Genomic DNA, 17,108 nt, shown 5'->3' on the forward strand with positions numbered 1-17,108 from the left:
TCTTCACCTATCCGATCGTTTTTCGTAATGACGAAGCTGGGATATGCATTTGTTCTCTATACTTCGCCACCGTTCTTCGAGAAATAACAATTTCATGCTCTTCTTCTAATAATTTTGAAATCTTTTGATCTGAAAGTGGCTTTTTCTTATCCTCTGCCCCAATTAGCGTTTGAATAAATTGTTTTACACGTTTTGTAGAAACTGCTTCATCTTCAATCGTCGAAACGGCATTGCTAAAGAACGATTTCATCTCAAATAAACCGTGTGGTGTTTGCACATATTTATTTCGCGTCGCACGACTAATTGTCGATTCATGCACACTTAACTCTTCCGCTACCTCTTTTAAAGCGAGAGGTCTTAAATACTCTGAACCTTTCCAGAAGAAATCACGTTGTTTTTCCATAATAATAGTCATTACTTGCAGCAATGTCTGTTTTCTCTGCTTCAAACTGCGCATAATCCACTGCACATGCTGATACTTTTCTGATACGTAAGATGCTACTTCACTTTCACTATTATTAAGAAGCGCACTATATTCAGAATGAATTTCAATTCTCGGCATATTTCTCTCATTCATTTGTAAAACGAGGCGATCGCCATCTTTTTTTACCGCCATATCAGGTACAATGTAAAGTGGTTTATCTGAAGAAAACGCAAGACCTGGTTTTGGTTGTAATGACGTTATACAATTTACCGCACTCTGCAATTCCTCATTACTACACTTCAACACTTGAACGAGCTTTCGCCAATCTTTCTTCACGAAATAAGCGAAATGATCTTCTACAACCTCTTCTGCTAATCCATTACGTCTTTGTAAGCGCTTCAATTGCAAAGTTAAACATTCCTGAATATTACGCGCCCCTACCCCTGCTGGCTCCAGTGATTGGACAAGCTCTACAGAACGGTCGACTACATGAATATGTGCAGAAAGGAGCTCTGCTAACTCTTCATTCGTTTCTTGTAAATATCCATTTCCATCCATGTTCATAATAATGAAAGAAGCTACTTTTCGCTCTTCTTCATCTATTTTATAATACTGTATTTGATTTAATAAATGTTGCTGAATCGTTGTAGAATCCACACTGTAGATCTCCATCTGATTCTCGACTTGTTTGCTGGTATTTTTACTGTTGTTAGAGCTCTTTTTCTTCTCCCTCTCAAAACCACCTAACTCAATAAGGGGATTCTCTAACGATTGCTCATACAAAAACTCCGATAATTCTTGTACATTATACTGGAGCATTGTAATCGCTTGCCTTAACTCTTGTGTCATTGCCAAACGTAAGCTTTGTTCTTGTAAAAGACTTGCCTTCAAACTAATCTCCCCCTTGTTTCTATTGTACAATAAGTTTGGTAAAAGGAGAATGCTATCACAGACACCCATTCCAAAATATTATTAATTTATATGTATTAATGAGATTTACAACTTACAACCGAAATTTGAATAATATTGAAAGAAAATAATAACGTTTATTTTTAACACTAAGTACTAATAGTAAATATTAATACAAGATATTAAAACGGGCAATAAAAAAAGAGAAGATCCCATCTTCTCTTCCACTAATCAACTATTTTTCAAAAGCTGAAATAACTTCAAGCTCTTACCGCTTCGCAAAATACCCTTTGGATATACTTTCGCAGCAAATAAAGAAATCAGGCTAATACTACTTAACAGAACCAATATAGACGCTGCAATTTCCATACCACTCACAGACCCATTAATAATCCTAACTATCATACTAATTGGAGCTGTAAACGGTACATATGATGTCACCCTTGATACTAGCCCTTCAGGGTTATCAAGCACTACTAATAACTCCACCACTAAGCTCCCCATCAATATAAGAGTAATTGGCATCGTTGTTCCAGATAATTCTTCTGGCCTGCTTACCATAGAACCAAACACTGCGAAAAGTGCCGCATAAACGAAGTAACCGAGAACAAAATATAACAAGAAATATGCAGCGTGCTCACCTGTAATCATATTTACATCAATATTCACTCCAAAAAACGAATCCGATACTTTAAAAATTCCAGATTTAATATATAGCGCCATACTAAAGAAGAAGATAAATAACTGTGTCAAACTAGCAAGACCGACTCCTAAAATTTTCCCGAAAACCATATGGACAGGAGATACTTTTGTGACCATCACTTCCATAACACGTGAGGCTTTCTCTGATGCAACTGCTGTCGCGATAGCATTTCCATATGAAGTGATTGCTAAGTACATAATCGCTACTAATAAATATACTAGTAAAAATGAACTTGTTTCTTCATTATTTAAGTTTTGTTTTGTCGCTTGCACGTTCATCGTCAGTGATTTCACAGCCTCTTCTGATAACTGCTGCTTAACTACCGCACTTTGAAAATACTGATTTTGTACAAATACCTGTGCACTTTGAATCAACTTAGGATTATCTAGCTTCATAAAGTAATCTAATACTGGTTCAGCACCCGCACCCTCTTTTAATATAAAGAGCGCTTCGACTTTCTTATCTAACAATTCTTGCTTATATTGATTTAATTTTGTTTTATCTCCCAAAGACCAATCCCATTCTGGAAGAGCTTTACTAAGATTAGATTGATCCACCGTAACATTAGGTACTTCAGAAATAAATACAACCTTTGCTTTTTCTTTCTCTCCAGAAAACTTTTGTACTAAAGTTGGAAAAGAGAATAAGAATATCCCTCCTCCTATTAATAGCAATGTCATCCCAATAAATATTTTCGTTCTCACACGGTCCCAGTACGTTTGCCCTAAAACAATCCAGAAATTCCTCATTACTTATGCACCCGCCTTTTCAACAAAGATTTGATGTAAAGAAGGTTCTTTAATAGAAACATCTCGGATATATTGTTTAGTTTTAATATCTTCAAGCAGCGAAAATGCATCCTCTCCATCATTAACTTTAATCATGAACGTACGATTAACTTTTTCAAAATTGAAATTCTTCTCCTTAAGAATAGGTTCAATATCCCCTTCCGTTTGCAACGTCATATATTTATATTGATAACTTTTCTTAATATCTGACAAGGCACCCGATAATACAAGTTGACCGTTTTTCATAATACAAATTTCCTCACAGAACGTTTCTACACTGTCCATTTGATGACTACAAAAAATAATCGTTTTTCTTTGCGCAATTAACTCGAGCACAACATTTTTTAACATCTCTGCATTTACAGGATCCAATCCACTAAATGGTTCATCTAGTATGATGAATTCCGGATTATGCAATATCGCTGAAATCAATTGGATTTTTTGTTGATTTCCCTTTGACAATTCCTCTGTTTTCTTCTTTAAATGTGGTGTCATTTCTAATTTTTCTAGCCATTGTAACGCATGCCTTTTTGCAAGATTAGCTGGCATTCCTTCTAACTTGCCGAAATACACCAATTGCTCCACTACATTCATTTTCGGGTATAATCCACGCTCTTCTGGTAAATAGCCAATAGATAGATCTTTCTTTGAAAAAGGGCGATTATTCCATAGAATTTGGCCGCTATCCGGTTTGATTAAATCTAAGATCATACGAATCGTTGTCGTCTTACCAGCACCATTTCGGCCCAGCATCCCTAAAATTCCACCTTCTTCTACACGTATATTTAAATCATTAACGGCTTTATATTCACCAAATGTTTTATTTAATCCTTGAATTTCAAATGCCATCCATAACAGCTCCTTTTAGCTTTTTACGAAATAAATAACCGCCATTCCTAATACAATCCCGCCTACCATCAACAAAAACTTTTTCATAACTATTTCCTCCTTCATTAACTTGTTAAGTTGTATCTTTATCATAGACTTCTTTCTGATGCTATTGCCCGCAATCCGTACTGTATTTACCGTAAAAAAAGCGAACCACTCTTATGTGGTTCACCGCAATTTCAACAGATGAAGTTGATTGTATGAAAACTTCTTAAATGTTATTATAAAAATATTCAGAAATTAAATGATGTACCTACAAAGAGAGGTGTCCAAACCGTTGCAGATACAACGTAACTTCGTTTTCATTTCATGTGTAACTATCCTGTATTTTTGTTTACAAGGCTATATCTTATATAAAATAAACCAACCATATAGCGGCGTTCTTATTTCTAAAACAGACTCAGCTACATACACAATAGCAAAAATTAAATCCTCCGGTTGGGCTTTTCATACGGACTTAAAAGAAGGAGATATAATCTATTCAATTAATAAAGAGAAACCTCATTTAGGAATACTTCCTGGATATCAAAACCAATCACTAAATGCATCTGAAATACAAGTTAAAAAAGACGATATCACTCAAACTTATAAAGGAACAGAACATTTCATTGATTATCGTGACAAAATCATTTCTGTATACTTCCCCTTCCTACTCGCTTTTATTTGTTTAGGGTTATCTATTTTTCTTTATACAAAGAAGCCTTTGAACCGAGAAACATTCTTTTTGATCACGTTTCTATTCATGACTTCCTCAAGTCTTCTAATTGCAGTTGAATCTGGTAAAGGTGATTTTATCGCCCTCATTATTTTAAGTATTGTATTTCAAGGTACACCTATGTCTCTCATTTTATTATTGAATGAATTATTCAAGAAAAAACAACTATACGTCATTTCTATGAGATTTCTAAAAATCGACATTGCAATTGGCATCATTTTACTATCACTCTCTATTTTAATGATGTTCATTCCATTTCCCGTAGTTAATACCGATGGATTAGAACTAATTTACCTTTCAATAAATATTATCTTTTGCATATACTTTTTAATCCGTGCCTATATCAAATATCACAATACAGTACATAAACCATTTTTAAAATTAATGCTCACGATCCATTCCATTGCCTTCTTTCCGTTCGTTACACTCTATGCTCTTCCAGATGCAATATTCAGTACACCGATTCTCTCAGCAGATATTGGAGCTATGTTCCTAATCGCTCTTCCAATCGGTTATTTTTATTTAGTAGCGACTAAGCAGATTTTTGATATAGATTTTGTATTTGATCGTTTACGATATTACGCATTTCTGTCACTAATCCCAACTCTATTAATTGCAATCATTACGAGCTGGAGCATTTATTACAAAGACAATTTTCTCTCTCGACTGCTGCAAAGTTTTATTATTATTTTCCCGTTAAACATTCTATTTCTCATATTAAAAGAAAGATTAGATTTTACATTCCGTAATCACCTCTTTCGGACTAAAACAAACTTATACGTAAACATTGAACAGTTTACCGCACAGCTATCATCTATTATGAAAACAGAAGAGTTAGAGAAAAAATTCACTAATGAAATCGTTTCGATGTTGAAACCTTCTTTTGTTCAATTTGTTCAATATGATATGAAAGACAACACATATACACAATGCAACGGATATGGACAAACGAAAGATTTCACACTTTCTAAAAAGAAAAAATGGAGTATGGCAGCATTACTAATTAATGATTTATTAGAGGATGATGGATGCATCGGCATTTACTTATACTCTACTAAACATATAAAACACTACATCTGGATTGGAAGAAAAGTGAATAATATTAAATATAATACGCATGAAAAATCATGGTTCATCACTGTCACGACATACGTCCGTCTTATTTACGAAAACTTGTATACCATTAATGAAATTATTCATTCTCTAGAACAGGAGAGTTTAGAATCCAAAACAAATTCTGCAAGCTTATCACGCCTACTCTTTCAAATTTCTGAACAAGAAAGGCGCCGACTCGCTTCAGATTTACACGACTCTGCATTACAAGATCAAATCGTATGGTACCGCAAACTAGACTCTTTACTAAAAAACAAATCCGTTCCACTAGAATTAAAAAATGAACTAAAAAAATCCACTTCGGTATGCACGATGTAATACAACAAATTCGCGACACATGTAATGAATTGCGTCCATCACTTTTATCAGATGCTGGTTTAATTGGTGCATTAAGAGAATTGCTAGCCCAAACACAATTACGTGTGCAGTTTCAAATTCAATTTGATCATGAATCAATTCAAGAGCATCATTACGATTTTGACAAAATTTTATCTTTATATCGTATCATTCAAGAACTACTAACAAACGCAGATAAACATTCCGAGGCAACCATCGTATCGATTTTTTTATGGGAAGAGAATAACTGTATTTTCCTAGACTACCGAGACAACGGCAAAGGTTTTAATATAGACACTCCCTACTCTCCTAAGCAGCATATGGGGCTTTCCGGTATAAAAGGAAGGCTTCAATCAATTGGTGGAGAAATACATATAGTATCCGAAGCTAAAAAAGGACTTCAAATAAACATTACAGTTCCGAGGTGGTAAATAATGATTCGAGTATTAATTGTAGATGATCATCAAATTGTAGGCGAAGGAACAAAGAGCATGATTGAATTAGAAGAAGATATGCAAGCAGAATATATTTTAAATGAACAGGAAGCACTTATAAAAAGTGACGCTACACCTTTTGACGTATACCTCTTGGATATGAATATGCCCAATTGTAGTGGTATTGAACTCGCCCAGAAAATATTACATATTCAAACAGATGCAAAAATCATTTTATATACAGGTTTTGAATACGTATCCCAATTCAATTTATTAATAAACTCTGGTATCAGCGGCATTATTAGTAAATCAGCTTCTCAGCAAGAGCTATTAATGGCAATTCGTGCAGCTGTAAACGGATATACTTTACTTCCTATTTCGTTATTACGTCAACTACGTACAGACGATATAACGACTCAACAACTTGAAAATAAAACCGCTCTTCTTACACAAAAAGAATTAGAAATCTTAGAATCCGTCTCTAAAGGAAGTAGCAATAAACAAATTGCTGATGAACTGTACATGAGTTCAAGAGCTGTAGAATACAACCTAACAAAAATCTTCAAAAAATTAAAAGTAGGATCACGCTCCGAAGCTTTAACAGAAGCAATGAGACAAGGCATTTTGAAAGTACACATATAAAATGAGACTTCCATCAGTTTGTTTTGTTTAACCCTCAAATAATAGAATAAATAAAAAGTCCTAACCTACAAAACGTAAGTTAGGACTTTTTGACGCGCCCAGAGGGATTCGAACCCCCGGCAGACGTGGTACCGGAAACCACCGCTCTATCCGACTGAGCTATGGGCGCATGATTATAGAAAACACTTCATTTTCTTCTCATAATAATAGCAATAAAATCCATCTAAATCAATAAAAATATCCCCATAATACCTTATGCACCTTAGCTAAAAGCATATAAAATCTATTCCACCCCTAAATTTTCCAATCATAAATTCACCCCAACTCACAAATTATAATCTTTGAATTGATATTCCAAAGGGGGCTTCATTCAATGACTGTAATTACAAAATTAAAGCAAACTGTTTCTGGATTAAAAAGTGCACAAGCTAGCTTAGAGGGATTCGCTCTTGATACGGATAACCAACAAGCTAAGCAACTTTTCCAAACAGCTGCGCAGCAAACACAAACGATTATCGATTCTTTAAACCCACGCGTTGAAGAAGTCCAACAAGAAGAACCACAATACTCACAGCAATAACGAATCGGTCTTGCTGTGAAATAGAAAAAGGATGATATGCAGTCATCCTTTTTCTATCACATTACATATTGCAATAGAAATGGAATGATAATTATGCGAAAACTCGGCCTCATAACCGCATTATTTGCACTTCTATTTAGCTCTTTTACCGGATGTGATAATAGTCCTTTAGATAAAAAAGTGAAAGAAGAAGCAAAACGAACGGAGAAAGAAAAAGGTCCAAAGTTAACAAAGACGAGTACGGAATCCTTTAATCAATCTATATCACAAGGAGCGAAAAAAAGAGCTCTCGCTATGGATGAAATTATAAAAAGCACAGCAGTGAATTCAAATTTAGATCTCTACATAGCAGTTACACCTGAGCATCACGAAAGGTTTGGATTAAAGCCGCTGCGTAAAAAGCTTCAAAAGCAACTAAGTGATGAGCACCCTACTTTCGATGTTCGTGTCAGTACAGATAAAAAAATCTTTATGTTACTCGAAAAACTCGAAAGAAAAATTAAGGAAAAAGAAGTATCTAAAGATGAAATTAATAAACAATTAAAATTCATTGGTAAAAAAATGGAGTCTAACACTTAACGCTTTTTAAAAGAAAAGGAAGGATTGCAATGGCTAGTAAAGATAAAAACTTAACCCCTGTACAACAGGAGTATAAAAAATTCGAACAAGAACGCGAACCGAAACGACCTGTCTTAAAAAATTGTATAAAAGCCTTTTTCGTCGGTGGTTTTATTTGCTTCATCGGACAACTCATTTCTACTTTTTACATCACATATTTTGATTTCACTGAACGCTCAGCAGGCAATCCAACAGTCGCAACTCTCATTTTCATCTCCATGTTACTAACTGGATTTGGTATATATGATCGTTTTGGACAGTTTGCCGGAGCAGGTACAGCTGTACCTGTTACTGGATTTGGTAACTCTGTTATTGCCGCATGTATTGAGCATCGAACGGAGGGATTTGTCCTTGGCGTTGGCGGCAATATGTTTAAACTAGCTGGTTCTGTTATTTTATTTGGTGTATTTTCCGCTTTCGTCATCGCACTTATTAAAACTATTCTCGTTCAATGGGGAGGGCTATAAATGTTACAAGGACACCGAACGTGGGTATTTGAAAACAAACCAGTCATTATCTCAACAGGGGTTGTCGGTGGACCATTTGAAGCAAAGGGGAACATCCCAGAAGACTTCGATATCCTTCATGAAGATTTATGGCTCGGACAAGATTCCTATGAAAAAGCACATAAAATTTTATTCGAAGAAGCTTGTAGTCGCGCTACTGAAAAAGCAGAGCTTCGTAAAGATGATATTCAATTCGTACTCGCAGGAGATTTAATTAATCAAATTACTCCAACAAGCTTTGCTTGCCGCACACTGGGCACTCCTTATCTCGGATTATTCGGGGCTTGCTCTACTTCTATGGAAGGTTTAGCACTTGGAGCAAGTATCGTAAATGCAAAAGGTGCAAAATATTTATTAACTGGAGCTTCAAGCCATAATACTGCTGTAGAAAAACAATTCCGCTACCCTACCGAATACGGTGGACAAAAGCCGCCTACTGCACAGTGGACAGTAACCGGAGCAGGAGCCGCTATTTTAAGCGATACTGGCCATGGTCCAAGAGTAACATCTGCAACGATTGGGCGAGTTGTTGATATGGGATTAACCGATCCGTTTAATATGGGAGGCGCAATGGCTCCAGCTGCAGTTGATACAATTGAAGCCCATTTACGTGAACGCCAAATTGATGCCTCTTACTACGATTTAATCGTAACAGGCGATCTCGGACATGTAGGACGCGAAATTGCTTATGACTTACTACATAAACACGGAACGAAAGTAACGAGCGAACAATTTCAAGATTGCGGAATTATCATTTATAGAGAAGGACAACCTGTCATAGCTGGTGCTAGTGGGCCTGGATGTTCCGCAACAGTCGTGTACGGTCATTTATTAAACCGAATGAAAAGAGGAGAGTTCAAAAAAATACTTGTCGTTGCGACAGGCGCTTTACTATCTCCACTTACATTCCAACAAGAAGAAACGATTCCGTGTATCGCTCATGCCGTTTCGATTGAATTTGGAGGTGCAACGCAATGATTTTTTTCTGGGCTTTCGTCATTGGCGGACTCATATGTGTAATCGGCCAACTTATGTTTGATGTCGGCAAACTAACACCCGCTCATACAATGGCAACACTCGTTGTTGCTGGAGCTATATTAGATGGATTTAATTTGTATGAGCCATTAATTGATTTCGCTGGAGCCGGGGCAACTGTACCTATTACAAGCTTTGGTAATGCCCTCGTTCATGGCGCAATGGAAGAAGCTGCAAAACATGGCATCGTTGGCGTTATTACCGGCATGTTTAAAGTAACGAGCGCTGGTGTATCAGCAGCTATTATTTTCGGCTTCATTGGAGCATTATTATTCAAACCGAAAGGATAAGAGGTATTTATATGACTGTTATCGCTAGCGTAAAAACTTGCCTTGCTAGTGTAAGGGGCGCCCAAGCAAGTTTAAGCTCCCTTTCATTAAATTCACAAGACGAAGAATCAAAACGCGTATTTCATGAATGTATGTTAGAAATGGACAGCGTCATCGCTGATTTAAAGGATAGAATTTCAGTATTAGAACGTGAAGAACCTCAATATAAAGGGTTTTAAGTAGACTGGAGGAAACGACTATGTCTCACCTGCCGGAATGGACACTTGTCATTCTTCGCTCTGTATTCATATTAATTATTTTATTCGCTATTACGAAATGGTTAGGGAAAAGACAAATCTCTCAGCTTTCCTTTTTTGAATACATAGCCGGAATGACGATTGGTGACATCGCTGCCCAAGTATCTACAGGGCTCGATTCAAAATTTTTTCACGGCGTCTTTGCGATACTCATTTTCGCTGTGGTACCTTTTTTAACAGGAATCCTCTCTTTAAAGAACAAAACAGCTCGGGACTTCTTTGAAGGGAAATCTACCGTATTAATAAAAGACGGAAAGATACTCGAAGATAACTTGAAGAAAGAAAAATATACGAGTGACGAATTACTGGAACTTCTCCGTGGAAAAAGTGCGTTCAGCGTAGCTGAAGTCGAATTTGCTGTCTTAGAACCAAGCGGAGAATTAAATGTATTATTAAAGAAAGATTCCCAGCCACTTACAGCAAAAGACATCGGTTTAAAAGTACCAAACGAGAAAGAACCACAAACTGTTATTATGGATGGAAATGTACTAGATGAACCTCTTTCAGCAAGCGGACATAACCGCGCTTGGCTACATTCAGAATTAGAAAAACTCGGTGTTGTTATTGAAAATGTCTTCCTCGGTCAAGTGGATTCATACGGACAACTTACTATCGACATTTACAATGACAAACTCCAGATGCCTTCTCCTCAAAACAAACCTTTATTATTAGCATCTTTAAAAAAATGTCATGCTGATCTTGAACTATTTTCCTTAGAAACAAAGTCGAAATCAGCAAGCGAAATGTATAGTAAAAACGCGAAACAAATCGAAAAGATTTTAAATAAAGTAACCTATCTTTTAAAAGACTAATTATCGAAAGAACGCTTCAGTTAAAAGGCGTTCTTTTCTTTTTTCTCCAATTTTCATAACGTTTAAATTTATGTAATTCGGTTATGATGTTGAAGATACATAAGCAGGGAATTTCGAAAACATAGCGAATATTTCATGGTACAACTACATATTTTTTTGATTTAAAGTGGTTTCGTTTGACCTTTATTGACCATAATTGTATTATAAGACTAAGAAAGCTTTATAAGGAGGAAATAACAGATGAATTTAATTCCTACAGTAATTGAACAAACAAATCGTGGAGAACGCGCTTACGATATTTACTCTCGACTATTAAAAGACCGCATCATTATGCTTGGTAGTGCAATTGATGACAACGTAGCTAACTCAATCGTTTCCCAGCTTTTATTCTTGGAATCTCAAGATCCAGAAAAAGATATTCACATCTACATCAACAGCCCTGGTGGTTCTATCACAGCGGGTATGGCAATCTATGATACAATGCAGTTTATTAAACCACAAGTATCAACAATCTGTATCGGTATGGCTGCATCTATGGGTGCATTCTTACTTGCAGCAGGTGAAAAAGGAAAACGTTATGCACTTCCAAACAGTGAAGTAATGATTCACCAACCACTTGGTGGAGCACAAGGTCAAGCGACTGAAATCGAAATCGCTGCAAAACGTATCCTATTCTTACGTGAAAAACTAAACCAAATTCTTGCTGACCGCACTGGTCAACCACTTGAAGTACTACAACGCGACACAGACCGCGATAACTTCATGACAGCAGAAAAAGCTTTAGAATACGGTTTAATCGATAAGATCTTTACAAATCGTTAATAACTAAAAGCGAAAGCGGCTCGTTTAGAATCGCAGGGCGATGGAGCACCTGATTCCGAGGCGCTTTTTGCCTCGAATGAAGGGGCGAAGCGACCGGAGATTCTAGCCGCTGGAGCTGGATACATAAAAAAAGCGCCCTATTACAGGGCGCTTTTTTATTATCATGCACCTCCGTCTGGATACCCACCCTGGTATTCACCTAAATATATCAACGATTTTTCAATTATATCGAACAAAACTTAAATTATATCAACGATTTTTTTAATATATCAACGGTTCGACACAACATATCGATTTACCGACAATCTACGACAAGGACAAACCACCTACATACCCCCTATCCCAAAAACTCCCTTTAAGTAAACCGCAAAAACAAAAAGCTATCGCATATACGCGATAGCTTCTTATTGTACATATGCAGCTAATGCTTCTAAAGCCTCTTCTGCATCTGAACCTTCTGTTGTAATTGTTATCATGCTTCCAGTTCCAATTGCTAAGCTCATAATCCCCATTATGCTCTTTGCATTTACTGTCTTTCCATCTTTCTCGATGAAGATATCTGCATGAAAGCGATTTGCCTCTTGTACAAACAACGCAGCCGGACGTGCTTGTAAACCGTTTTTTAATGAAACCTGAACTCGTTTTTGAACCACAGCTCCATTTCCCCTTTAACCTCTTATTTTTTTACTAACGTTTCCCCCGCGCGTAATTTCTCTGCGATTTCATCGATTTTACGCAAACGATGATTAATACCCGACTTACTAATCTTCCCCCCGGATACCATCTCACCTAACTCTTTCAATGTTACATCTTGATAATCTCTTCGTAATTGTGCAATCTCTTGTAATTTATCCGGCAAAATATCAAGACCAACTGTCTCATCAATATAACGAATATTTTCAATCTGTCTTAGTGCTGCACCAATTGTTTTATTTAAATTAGCTGTTTCGCAGTTCACTAAACGATTTACAGAATTACGCATATCACGTACGATTCGAATATCTTCAAATCTTAAAAGTGCATTATGAGCACCTATAATATTTAAAAACTCTGTAATTTTTTCTGCTTCTTTCAAATACGTAATGTACCCTTTTCTTCTTTCCAACGTCTTACTATTTAAATCAAATCCGTTCATCAGTTCACATATAGCATCATTATGTTCCTTATATAACGAAAAGATTTCTAAATGATAAGATGATGTTTCTGGGTTATTTACTGAACCACCTGCTAAAAATGCGCCACGTAAGTACGATCGTTTACAACATTTCTTCTCAATCAATTCTTGTGATATATTTCGAATAAATGAAAAGTCATCTCGAACGATATGAAGATCAGCTAATATTTCGCGAGACTTCTCAACAAGCCGCACAATATATACATTATTTTTCTTCAAGCGCATTTTTTTACGGACAAGCAATTCTACCGTCACGTCATATCCTTTTTTCAAAAGCGTATAAATCCTTCTTGCAATTGCCGCATTTTCCGTTTGAATATCGATAGATAGACGACGGTTTGAAAAAGAAAGCGACCCGTTCATTCGAAGTAACGCTGATAATTCTGCTTTCTCACAGCATTCCTTCATCTCAAGATTCGTCAACTCTTTCTTTGTTTCTGATGCAAATGACACAGTCAACACCTCCTTATACGATTATTATGGAACAAAATTCTTGTCCTATATGAATGAGGAGCGCTACCTCAAACGAGGCAACGCATATTTATAACAATGAATATAAAATGGACGCTAACTTTAACGTATCATGCCTTACAACATGATCATCATACTTCGCTAATCCCTCTTGAATAACATCAATATTATTTTCAACAAAACGTTCTTCATCCACTACAACTGGTGTAGACATTTCTTCCTCATATGACTTGCGTAATTCACAAGGAATCTCACGGTTATTTACAATTGCAGTATTGATAAATGGTTGCCCTAAATGATCGTGTAACGCCTGCACATGATCAAAAGCAGTATATCCCATCGTTTCACCCGCTTGTGTCATAACGTTACATACATATACCTTCTTCGCCTTTGCAGCAAGAACAGCGTCTCCAATTTTGTTAACAACTAAATTGGGCAATATACTCGTATACAAACTTCCAGGACCGAAAACAAGTAAATCAGCTCGTTTAATCTCAGCCAACGTTTCATGCAATGGCTCTACATCTTCTGGAGTTAAAAAGACACGATTAATCTTCTTTCCGTAATAAGGAATCTTTGATTCACCTGTTACAATTTCCCCATCTTCAAGTTCCGCATGAAGTACCGCACTTTGATTCGCTGCTGGTAATACACGTCCTCTGACATTTAATACTTTACTTGTTTCTGTAATTGCATGGAAAAAGTCTCCTGTAATCGAGGTCATACCTGCCAACAATAGATTTCCTAACGCATGACCTTTCAGTCCGTCTCCTGTTGTGAAACGGTGCTGAAATAAAGCTTCTACCAGTGGCTCTACATCCGATAACGCAACAAGTACGTTACGGATGTCACCTGGAGGTGGAATTTCTAGCTCATCACGTAATCTACCCGAACTGCCACCATCATCAGCAATTGTAACAACTGCTGTAATATCAACAGGATATTGCTTTAATCCTCTTAATAAAACAGAGAGTCCAGTTCCGCCTCCCATGATGACAATTTTAGGCTTTCTCTCTTTTTTCATCCCTTAATGGCCCTTTCTCTTCTCCACATCACGATGAGATACATGAACACTATACTCTGGTTTCAAATGTTTCCCAAGGTATTCTGTAAGCGTAACAGAACGATGCTGTCCACCTGTACATCCAATTGCAATTACAAGTTGACTTTTGCCTTCTCTTTTATAATGAGGCAGCATGAAAGTAATCAGATCCGTCAACTTCTCTAAAAACTTATGTGTCTCATTAAATTTCAGTACATACGAAGAAACTTCTTCATCTAGTCCTGTTAATGGCTTCATGTGTGGAATGTAATATGGATTTGGTAAAAAACGAACATCAAATACTAAATCTGCATCAATTGGAATACCGTACTTAAATCCAAATGACATAACATTTACACGAAATGCTTGCTCAGTTTCTGTTGAGAACAAGTGAACAATTTTTTCACGTAATTCTTTCGGTTTTAAATCCGATGTATCAAGCACAATATTCGCTCGTGCCTTCATATCTGTTAATAAATTACGCTCTGCTTCGATTCCCTTTAACGGCAAACCAGTTGGTGCAAGTGGATGCGAACGTCTCGTTTCTTTATAACGAGTTACAAGCGTACTATCTTTCGCATCTAAAAATAAAATATGAGGAATAATCCATGTACGTTCTGATAAATCATCAAGTGCTCCCCATAAATGTTCAAAAAACTCGCGGCCACGTAAATCAATACCAAGTGCCACTTTATTCATTTTCCCTTTTGAATCCGCCATAAGCTCAATAAACTTTGGCAATAACATCGGTGGTAAATTATCCACACAAAAATATCCTAAATCTTCAAAACTTTGTAAAGCTACTGTTTTTCCAGCTCCAGACATCCCTGTAATAATTACCATTTTTATATCATTATTCTCTGTCATTGTATCCTCTCCTTGACGGTTTAACTCGGATCTAATCGATATGAAAGCAACTCAAAATCTGGGGTATATACAAATGTACCGTAGATTATGCCATTTCCTTTAATTAAATAATCAATAATGTGATAATCTCCTGGCGCCATTGCTAAATCATCAATTTTATCAAATGTATGCCAACCAATGATGCCTTCTTCGCTCTCTAGTTTGTTTTCTCCTGCAAAATCTGTCGCTAAAAAGGAGAACATCATCCATTCAGAAACAACTTTATCACCTTCTTGGATGACAAAGGTGAAGACCCCCTTTAACGCTGGGTTTTTCAAATAAATACCTGTTTCTTCACGATACTCGCGAACAACGGAATCTCTTACAGTCTCACCACGCTCCATTTTCCCGCCTGGTGCAACCCACCAATTTCGGCGAGGTTTTTGGAGTAAGAGTACTTCATTATCTCTAATTAACACACAGTTTGTCACTCTTTGCATGTTTCTTCACCTCAGCTACTTGCAGTAAAATTCCTCACTGCATACTTCTTTCATTATACTATCAAAAACAGTTTGCTACAACGAAGGAGCCAGTCCTCTTTCGCTAAGCACATGCTACTCAGCAATTTAAAAAAAGCTTTCTATAACAAGCAATGTAAATGCTTAGACTTTTAATGAATAGCATGAAAAATCCCCTTAACGCTTTTTATCGCCAAGGGGATTAAAGTACTTATTTCTTACCGAAATAAGTAACAATCGCAAATCCTAAAACAAAGGTAATAATTGAACTTATAATTGAAAATCCGCCAGTCGGAATCCCAGGGAATACAATTACAATCGAACCGATTACAAGTCCAATAATTGCCGCAAATGTCATACTTTTATAACGATCTAATAAAAAACTAATGCCTTTACTACTTACAACAAATCCAACCATAACACCAGCACCGATAACCACGATTAAAGGTAAGTTAAGTGTAGTTAAAGCATTAATTGCTGTTGGATACACACCAATAATTAATAAAATAAACGATCCACTAATTCCAGGAAGCAGCATGGCCATACTAGCCATCCATCCTGCGAAAAATAAACCAATTGCATTTAAAATTGTTAACGTCGTAATTGGATCTGCTGCCTTATCTGGTTTAAAGAAAGCTGTAATCGCAACAAGAATTGCTGCAACTATTAATAAAACGATGTGCTTACCTTTAAACGACGACTTTGCATCAGCTTCCCTCATTAACATCGGTAATATACTAATAATTAAACCGAGGAAGAAAAATTGAGTCGGTTCATAATGATTTGCAAGTAAATATTTAATAACGTGACTTAACGTTAAAAATGCCGCTGCCACACCAGCTGCAAGTGGAATTAAAAATCCTAAATGTTTTTTCCATTCACGACTAAAGAATCCACTAATTGCCGCAAGCAATTGTTCATAAATCCCTAACACAACAGCGATTGTACCGCCGCTCACACCAGGAATTAAATCACTAACGCCCATACAAAATCCACGATATATATTACGCCATTCCATACTGAATAAATTCCTCATTTCTTATAGTGATTTTTTCCGTAAAGTCCAGTATATCAATAAGAAAGCTTATAATCCTTATATTTTTTGACAAAACTTTGACATTTTCACACAAAAAAAGAAGAAAGCTC

18 protein-coding genes, 1 tRNA gene and 1 pseudogene are annotated in these 17,108 nt (G+C 36.4%); 10 read left to right on the plus strand and 10 right to left on the minus strand.

The genetic code is table 11. From position 1 onward, the window contains the following. Nucleotides 1–7 precede the first annotated feature (7 nt). The 3 genes from rpoN to GBN91_RS14715 form a co-directional block, all read right to left on the minus strand. Nucleotides 8–1,315: an RNA polymerase factor sigma-54 gene (gene rpoN / locus GBN91_RS14705; RefSeq protein WP_152121657.1), complete on the minus strand. Its 1,308-nt coding sequence runs from the start codon at nucleotides 1,313–1,315 to the stop codon at nucleotides 8–10. Nucleotides 1,316–1,564: 249 nt separating this feature from the next. Continuing rightward, complete coding sequence (locus GBN91_RS14710; RefSeq protein ID WP_001243610.1) at nucleotides 1,565–2,785, minus strand: ABC transporter permease; 1,221 nt, start codon at nucleotides 2,783–2,785, stop codon at nucleotides 1,565–1,567. Between the two features lie 3 nt (nucleotides 2,786–2,788). Further along, nucleotides 2,789–3,673: an ABC transporter ATP-binding protein gene (locus GBN91_RS14715; RefSeq protein WP_000863491.1), complete on the minus strand. Its 885-nt coding sequence runs from the start codon at nucleotides 3,671–3,673 to the stop codon at nucleotides 2,789–2,791. Between the two features lie 283 nt (nucleotides 3,674–3,956). Here GBN91_RS14715 and GBN91_RS14720 point away from each other — a divergent pair. Together GBN91_RS14720 and GBN91_RS14725 are read left to right on the plus strand one after the other, a co-directional pair. After that, nucleotides 3,957–6,307, plus strand: a pseudogene (locus GBN91_RS14720) (sensor histidine kinase). Nucleotides 6,308–6,310: 3 nt separating this feature from the next. Then, complete coding sequence (locus tag GBN91_RS14725) at nucleotides 6,311–6,952, plus strand: response regulator (RefSeq protein WP_000621765.1); 642 nt, start codon at nucleotides 6,311–6,313, stop codon at nucleotides 6,950–6,952. Between the two features lie 93 nt (nucleotides 6,953–7,045). Here GBN91_RS14725 and GBN91_RS14730 read toward each other — a convergent pair. After that, nucleotides 7,046–7,121: transfer RNA gene (locus GBN91_RS14730), tRNA-Arg, on the minus strand. A gap of 204 nt (nucleotides 7,122–7,325) precedes the next feature. Here GBN91_RS14730 and GBN91_RS14735 point away from each other — a divergent pair. From GBN91_RS14735 to clpP, 8 genes are all read left to right on the plus strand, one after another. Further along, entirely contained in the window at nucleotides 7,326–7,532 is a 207-nt protein-coding gene (locus GBN91_RS14735; protein WP_000216166.1) for a DUF1657 domain-containing protein, read from the plus strand. Nucleotides 7,533–7,625: 93 nt separating this feature from the next. Further along, nucleotides 7,626–8,111, plus strand: coding sequence for a YhcN/YlaJ family sporulation lipoprotein (locus tag GBN91_RS14740; protein ID WP_001228545.1), 486 nt, complete (start codon nucleotides 7,626–7,628; stop codon nucleotides 8,109–8,111). A 29-nt stretch (nucleotides 8,112–8,140) separates the two neighbouring features. Next, nucleotides 8,141–8,617 (plus strand): stage V sporulation protein AC, encoded by a 477-nt coding sequence (gene spoVAC / locus GBN91_RS14745; RefSeq protein ID WP_000146953.1) that lies wholly within the window; start codon nucleotides 8,141–8,143, stop codon nucleotides 8,615–8,617. Further along, nucleotides 8,618–9,634: a stage V sporulation protein AD gene (gene spoVAD, locus GBN91_RS14750; protein WP_000938972.1), complete on the plus strand. Its 1,017-nt coding sequence runs from the start codon at nucleotides 8,618–8,620 to the stop codon at nucleotides 9,632–9,634. Next, on the plus strand, nucleotides 9,631–9,981 hold the full coding sequence (spoVAE, locus tag GBN91_RS14755; RefSeq protein ID WP_000575919.1) for a stage V sporulation protein AE: 351 nt from the start codon (nucleotides 9,631–9,633) through the stop codon (nucleotides 9,979–9,981). Before spoVAD ends, spoVAE begins: the two co-directional genes overlap by 4 nt. An 11-nt stretch (nucleotides 9,982–9,992) precedes the next feature. Next, nucleotides 9,993–10,199 (plus strand): DUF1657 domain-containing protein, encoded by a 207-nt coding sequence (locus GBN91_RS14760; protein WP_000215909.1) that lies wholly within the window; start codon nucleotides 9,993–9,995, stop codon nucleotides 10,197–10,199. A gap of 20 nt (nucleotides 10,200–10,219) precedes the next feature. Then, nucleotides 10,220–11,089, plus strand: coding sequence for a DUF421 domain-containing protein (locus GBN91_RS14765; protein ID WP_000018924.1), 870 nt, complete (start codon nucleotides 10,220–10,222; stop codon nucleotides 11,087–11,089). A 240-nt stretch (nucleotides 11,090–11,329) separates the two neighbouring features. Beyond that, nucleotides 11,330–11,911: an ATP-dependent Clp endopeptidase proteolytic subunit ClpP gene (gene clpP / locus GBN91_RS14770; protein ID WP_001049162.1), complete on the plus strand. Its 582-nt coding sequence runs from the start codon at nucleotides 11,330–11,332 to the stop codon at nucleotides 11,909–11,911. Between the two features lie 404 nt (nucleotides 11,912–12,315). On the opposite strand, the gene GBN91_RS14775 is transcribed toward clpP, so the two are convergent. From GBN91_RS14775 to GBN91_RS14800, 6 genes are all read right to left on the minus strand, one after another. After that, the gene (locus GBN91_RS14775) at nucleotides 12,316–12,564 is read right to left on the minus strand and encodes an HPr family phosphocarrier protein (protein ID WP_000250307.1); all 249 of its coding nucleotides are present in this window, start codon (nucleotides 12,562–12,564) and stop codon (nucleotides 12,316–12,318) included. A 23-nt stretch (nucleotides 12,565–12,587) separates the two neighbouring features. Further along, nucleotides 12,588–13,538 carry a DNA-binding protein WhiA gene (gene whiA, locus GBN91_RS14780; RefSeq protein ID WP_000006558.1) on the minus strand — a complete coding sequence of 317 codons (951 nt, stop codon included), beginning with the start codon at nucleotides 13,536–13,538 and terminating at the stop codon, nucleotides 12,588–12,590. A gap of 88 nt (nucleotides 13,539–13,626) precedes the next feature. Continuing rightward, nucleotides 13,627–14,580: a gluconeogenesis factor YvcK family protein gene (locus GBN91_RS14785; protein WP_000712188.1), complete on the minus strand. Its 954-nt coding sequence runs from the start codon at nucleotides 14,578–14,580 to the stop codon at nucleotides 13,627–13,629. A 3-nt stretch (nucleotides 14,581–14,583) separates the two neighbouring features. Next, nucleotides 14,584–15,465 carry an RNase adapter RapZ gene (gene rapZ, locus GBN91_RS14790; protein WP_000138459.1) on the minus strand — a complete coding sequence of 294 codons (882 nt, stop codon included), beginning with the start codon at nucleotides 15,463–15,465 and terminating at the stop codon, nucleotides 14,584–14,586. Nucleotides 15,466–15,485: 20 nt separating this feature from the next. Further along, a complete protein-coding gene (locus GBN91_RS14795; RefSeq protein ID WP_001190080.1) occupies nucleotides 15,486–15,944 on the minus strand; it encodes an NUDIX hydrolase in 459 nt (152 codons plus the stop codon). Nucleotides 15,945–16,173: 229 nt separating this feature from the next. After that, nucleotides 16,174–16,980 carry a DUF368 domain-containing protein gene (locus GBN91_RS14800; RefSeq protein ID WP_000455197.1) on the minus strand — a complete coding sequence of 269 codons (807 nt, stop codon included), beginning with the start codon at nucleotides 16,978–16,980 and terminating at the stop codon, nucleotides 16,174–16,176. Nucleotides 16,981–17,108: the final 128 nt, after the last annotated feature.

It is taken from the genome of Bacillus sp. B1-WWTP-T-0.5-Post-4 (assembly GCF_009183795.1).
GTDB classification, from domain to species: Bacteria; Bacillota; Bacilli; order Bacillales; family Bacillaceae_G; genus Bacillus_A; species Bacillus_A cereus.

Excerpts from the sequence above, each read along its gene's own strand:
- GBN91_RS14710 (WP_001243610.1), bottom strand. The coding sequence starts at position 2,785 with ATGAGGAATTTCTGGATTGTTTTAGGGCAAACGTACTGGGACCGTGTG.
- GBN91_RS14715 (WP_000863491.1), bottom strand. The coding sequence starts at position 3,673 with ATGGCATTTGAAATTCAAGGATTAAATAAAACATTTGGTGAATATAAA.
- GBN91_RS14725 (WP_000621765.1), top strand. The coding sequence starts at position 6,311 with ATGATTCGAGTATTAATTGTAGATGATCATCAAATTGTAGGCGAAGGA.
- GBN91_RS14735 (WP_000216166.1), top strand. The coding sequence starts at position 7,326 with ATGACTGTAATTACAAAATTAAAGCAAACTGTTTCTGGATTAAAAAGT.
- GBN91_RS14740 (WP_001228545.1), top strand. The coding sequence starts at position 7,626 with ATGCGAAAACTCGGCCTCATAACCGCATTATTTGCACTTCTATTTAGC.
- spoVAC (WP_000146953.1), top strand. The coding sequence starts at position 8,141 with ATGGCTAGTAAAGATAAAAACTTAACCCCTGTACAACAGGAGTATAAA.
- spoVAD (WP_000938972.1), top strand. The coding sequence starts at position 8,618 with ATGTTACAAGGACACCGAACGTGGGTATTTGAAAACAAACCAGTCATT.
- spoVAE (WP_000575919.1), top strand. The coding sequence starts at position 9,631 with ATGATTTTTTTCTGGGCTTTCGTCATTGGCGGACTCATATGTGTAATC.
- GBN91_RS14760 (WP_000215909.1), top strand. The coding sequence starts at position 9,993 with ATGACTGTTATCGCTAGCGTAAAAACTTGCCTTGCTAGTGTAAGGGGC.
- GBN91_RS14765 (WP_000018924.1), top strand. The coding sequence starts at position 10,220 with ATGTCTCACCTGCCGGAATGGACACTTGTCATTCTTCGCTCTGTATTC.
- clpP (WP_001049162.1), top strand. The coding sequence starts at position 11,330 with ATGAATTTAATTCCTACAGTAATTGAACAAACAAATCGTGGAGAACGC.
- GBN91_RS14785 (WP_000712188.1), bottom strand. The coding sequence starts at position 14,580 with ATGAAAAAAGAGAGAAAGCCTAAAATTGTCATCATGGGAGGCGGAACT.
- rapZ (WP_000138459.1), bottom strand. The coding sequence starts at position 15,465 with ATGACAGAGAATAATGATATAAAAATGGTAATTATTACAGGGATGTCT.
- GBN91_RS14795 (WP_001190080.1), bottom strand. The coding sequence starts at position 15,944 with ATGCAAAGAGTGACAAACTGTGTGTTAATTAGAGATAATGAAGTACTC.
- GBN91_RS14800 (WP_000455197.1), bottom strand. The coding sequence starts at position 16,980 with ATGGAATGGCGTAATATATATCGTGGATTTTGTATGGGCGTTAGTGAT.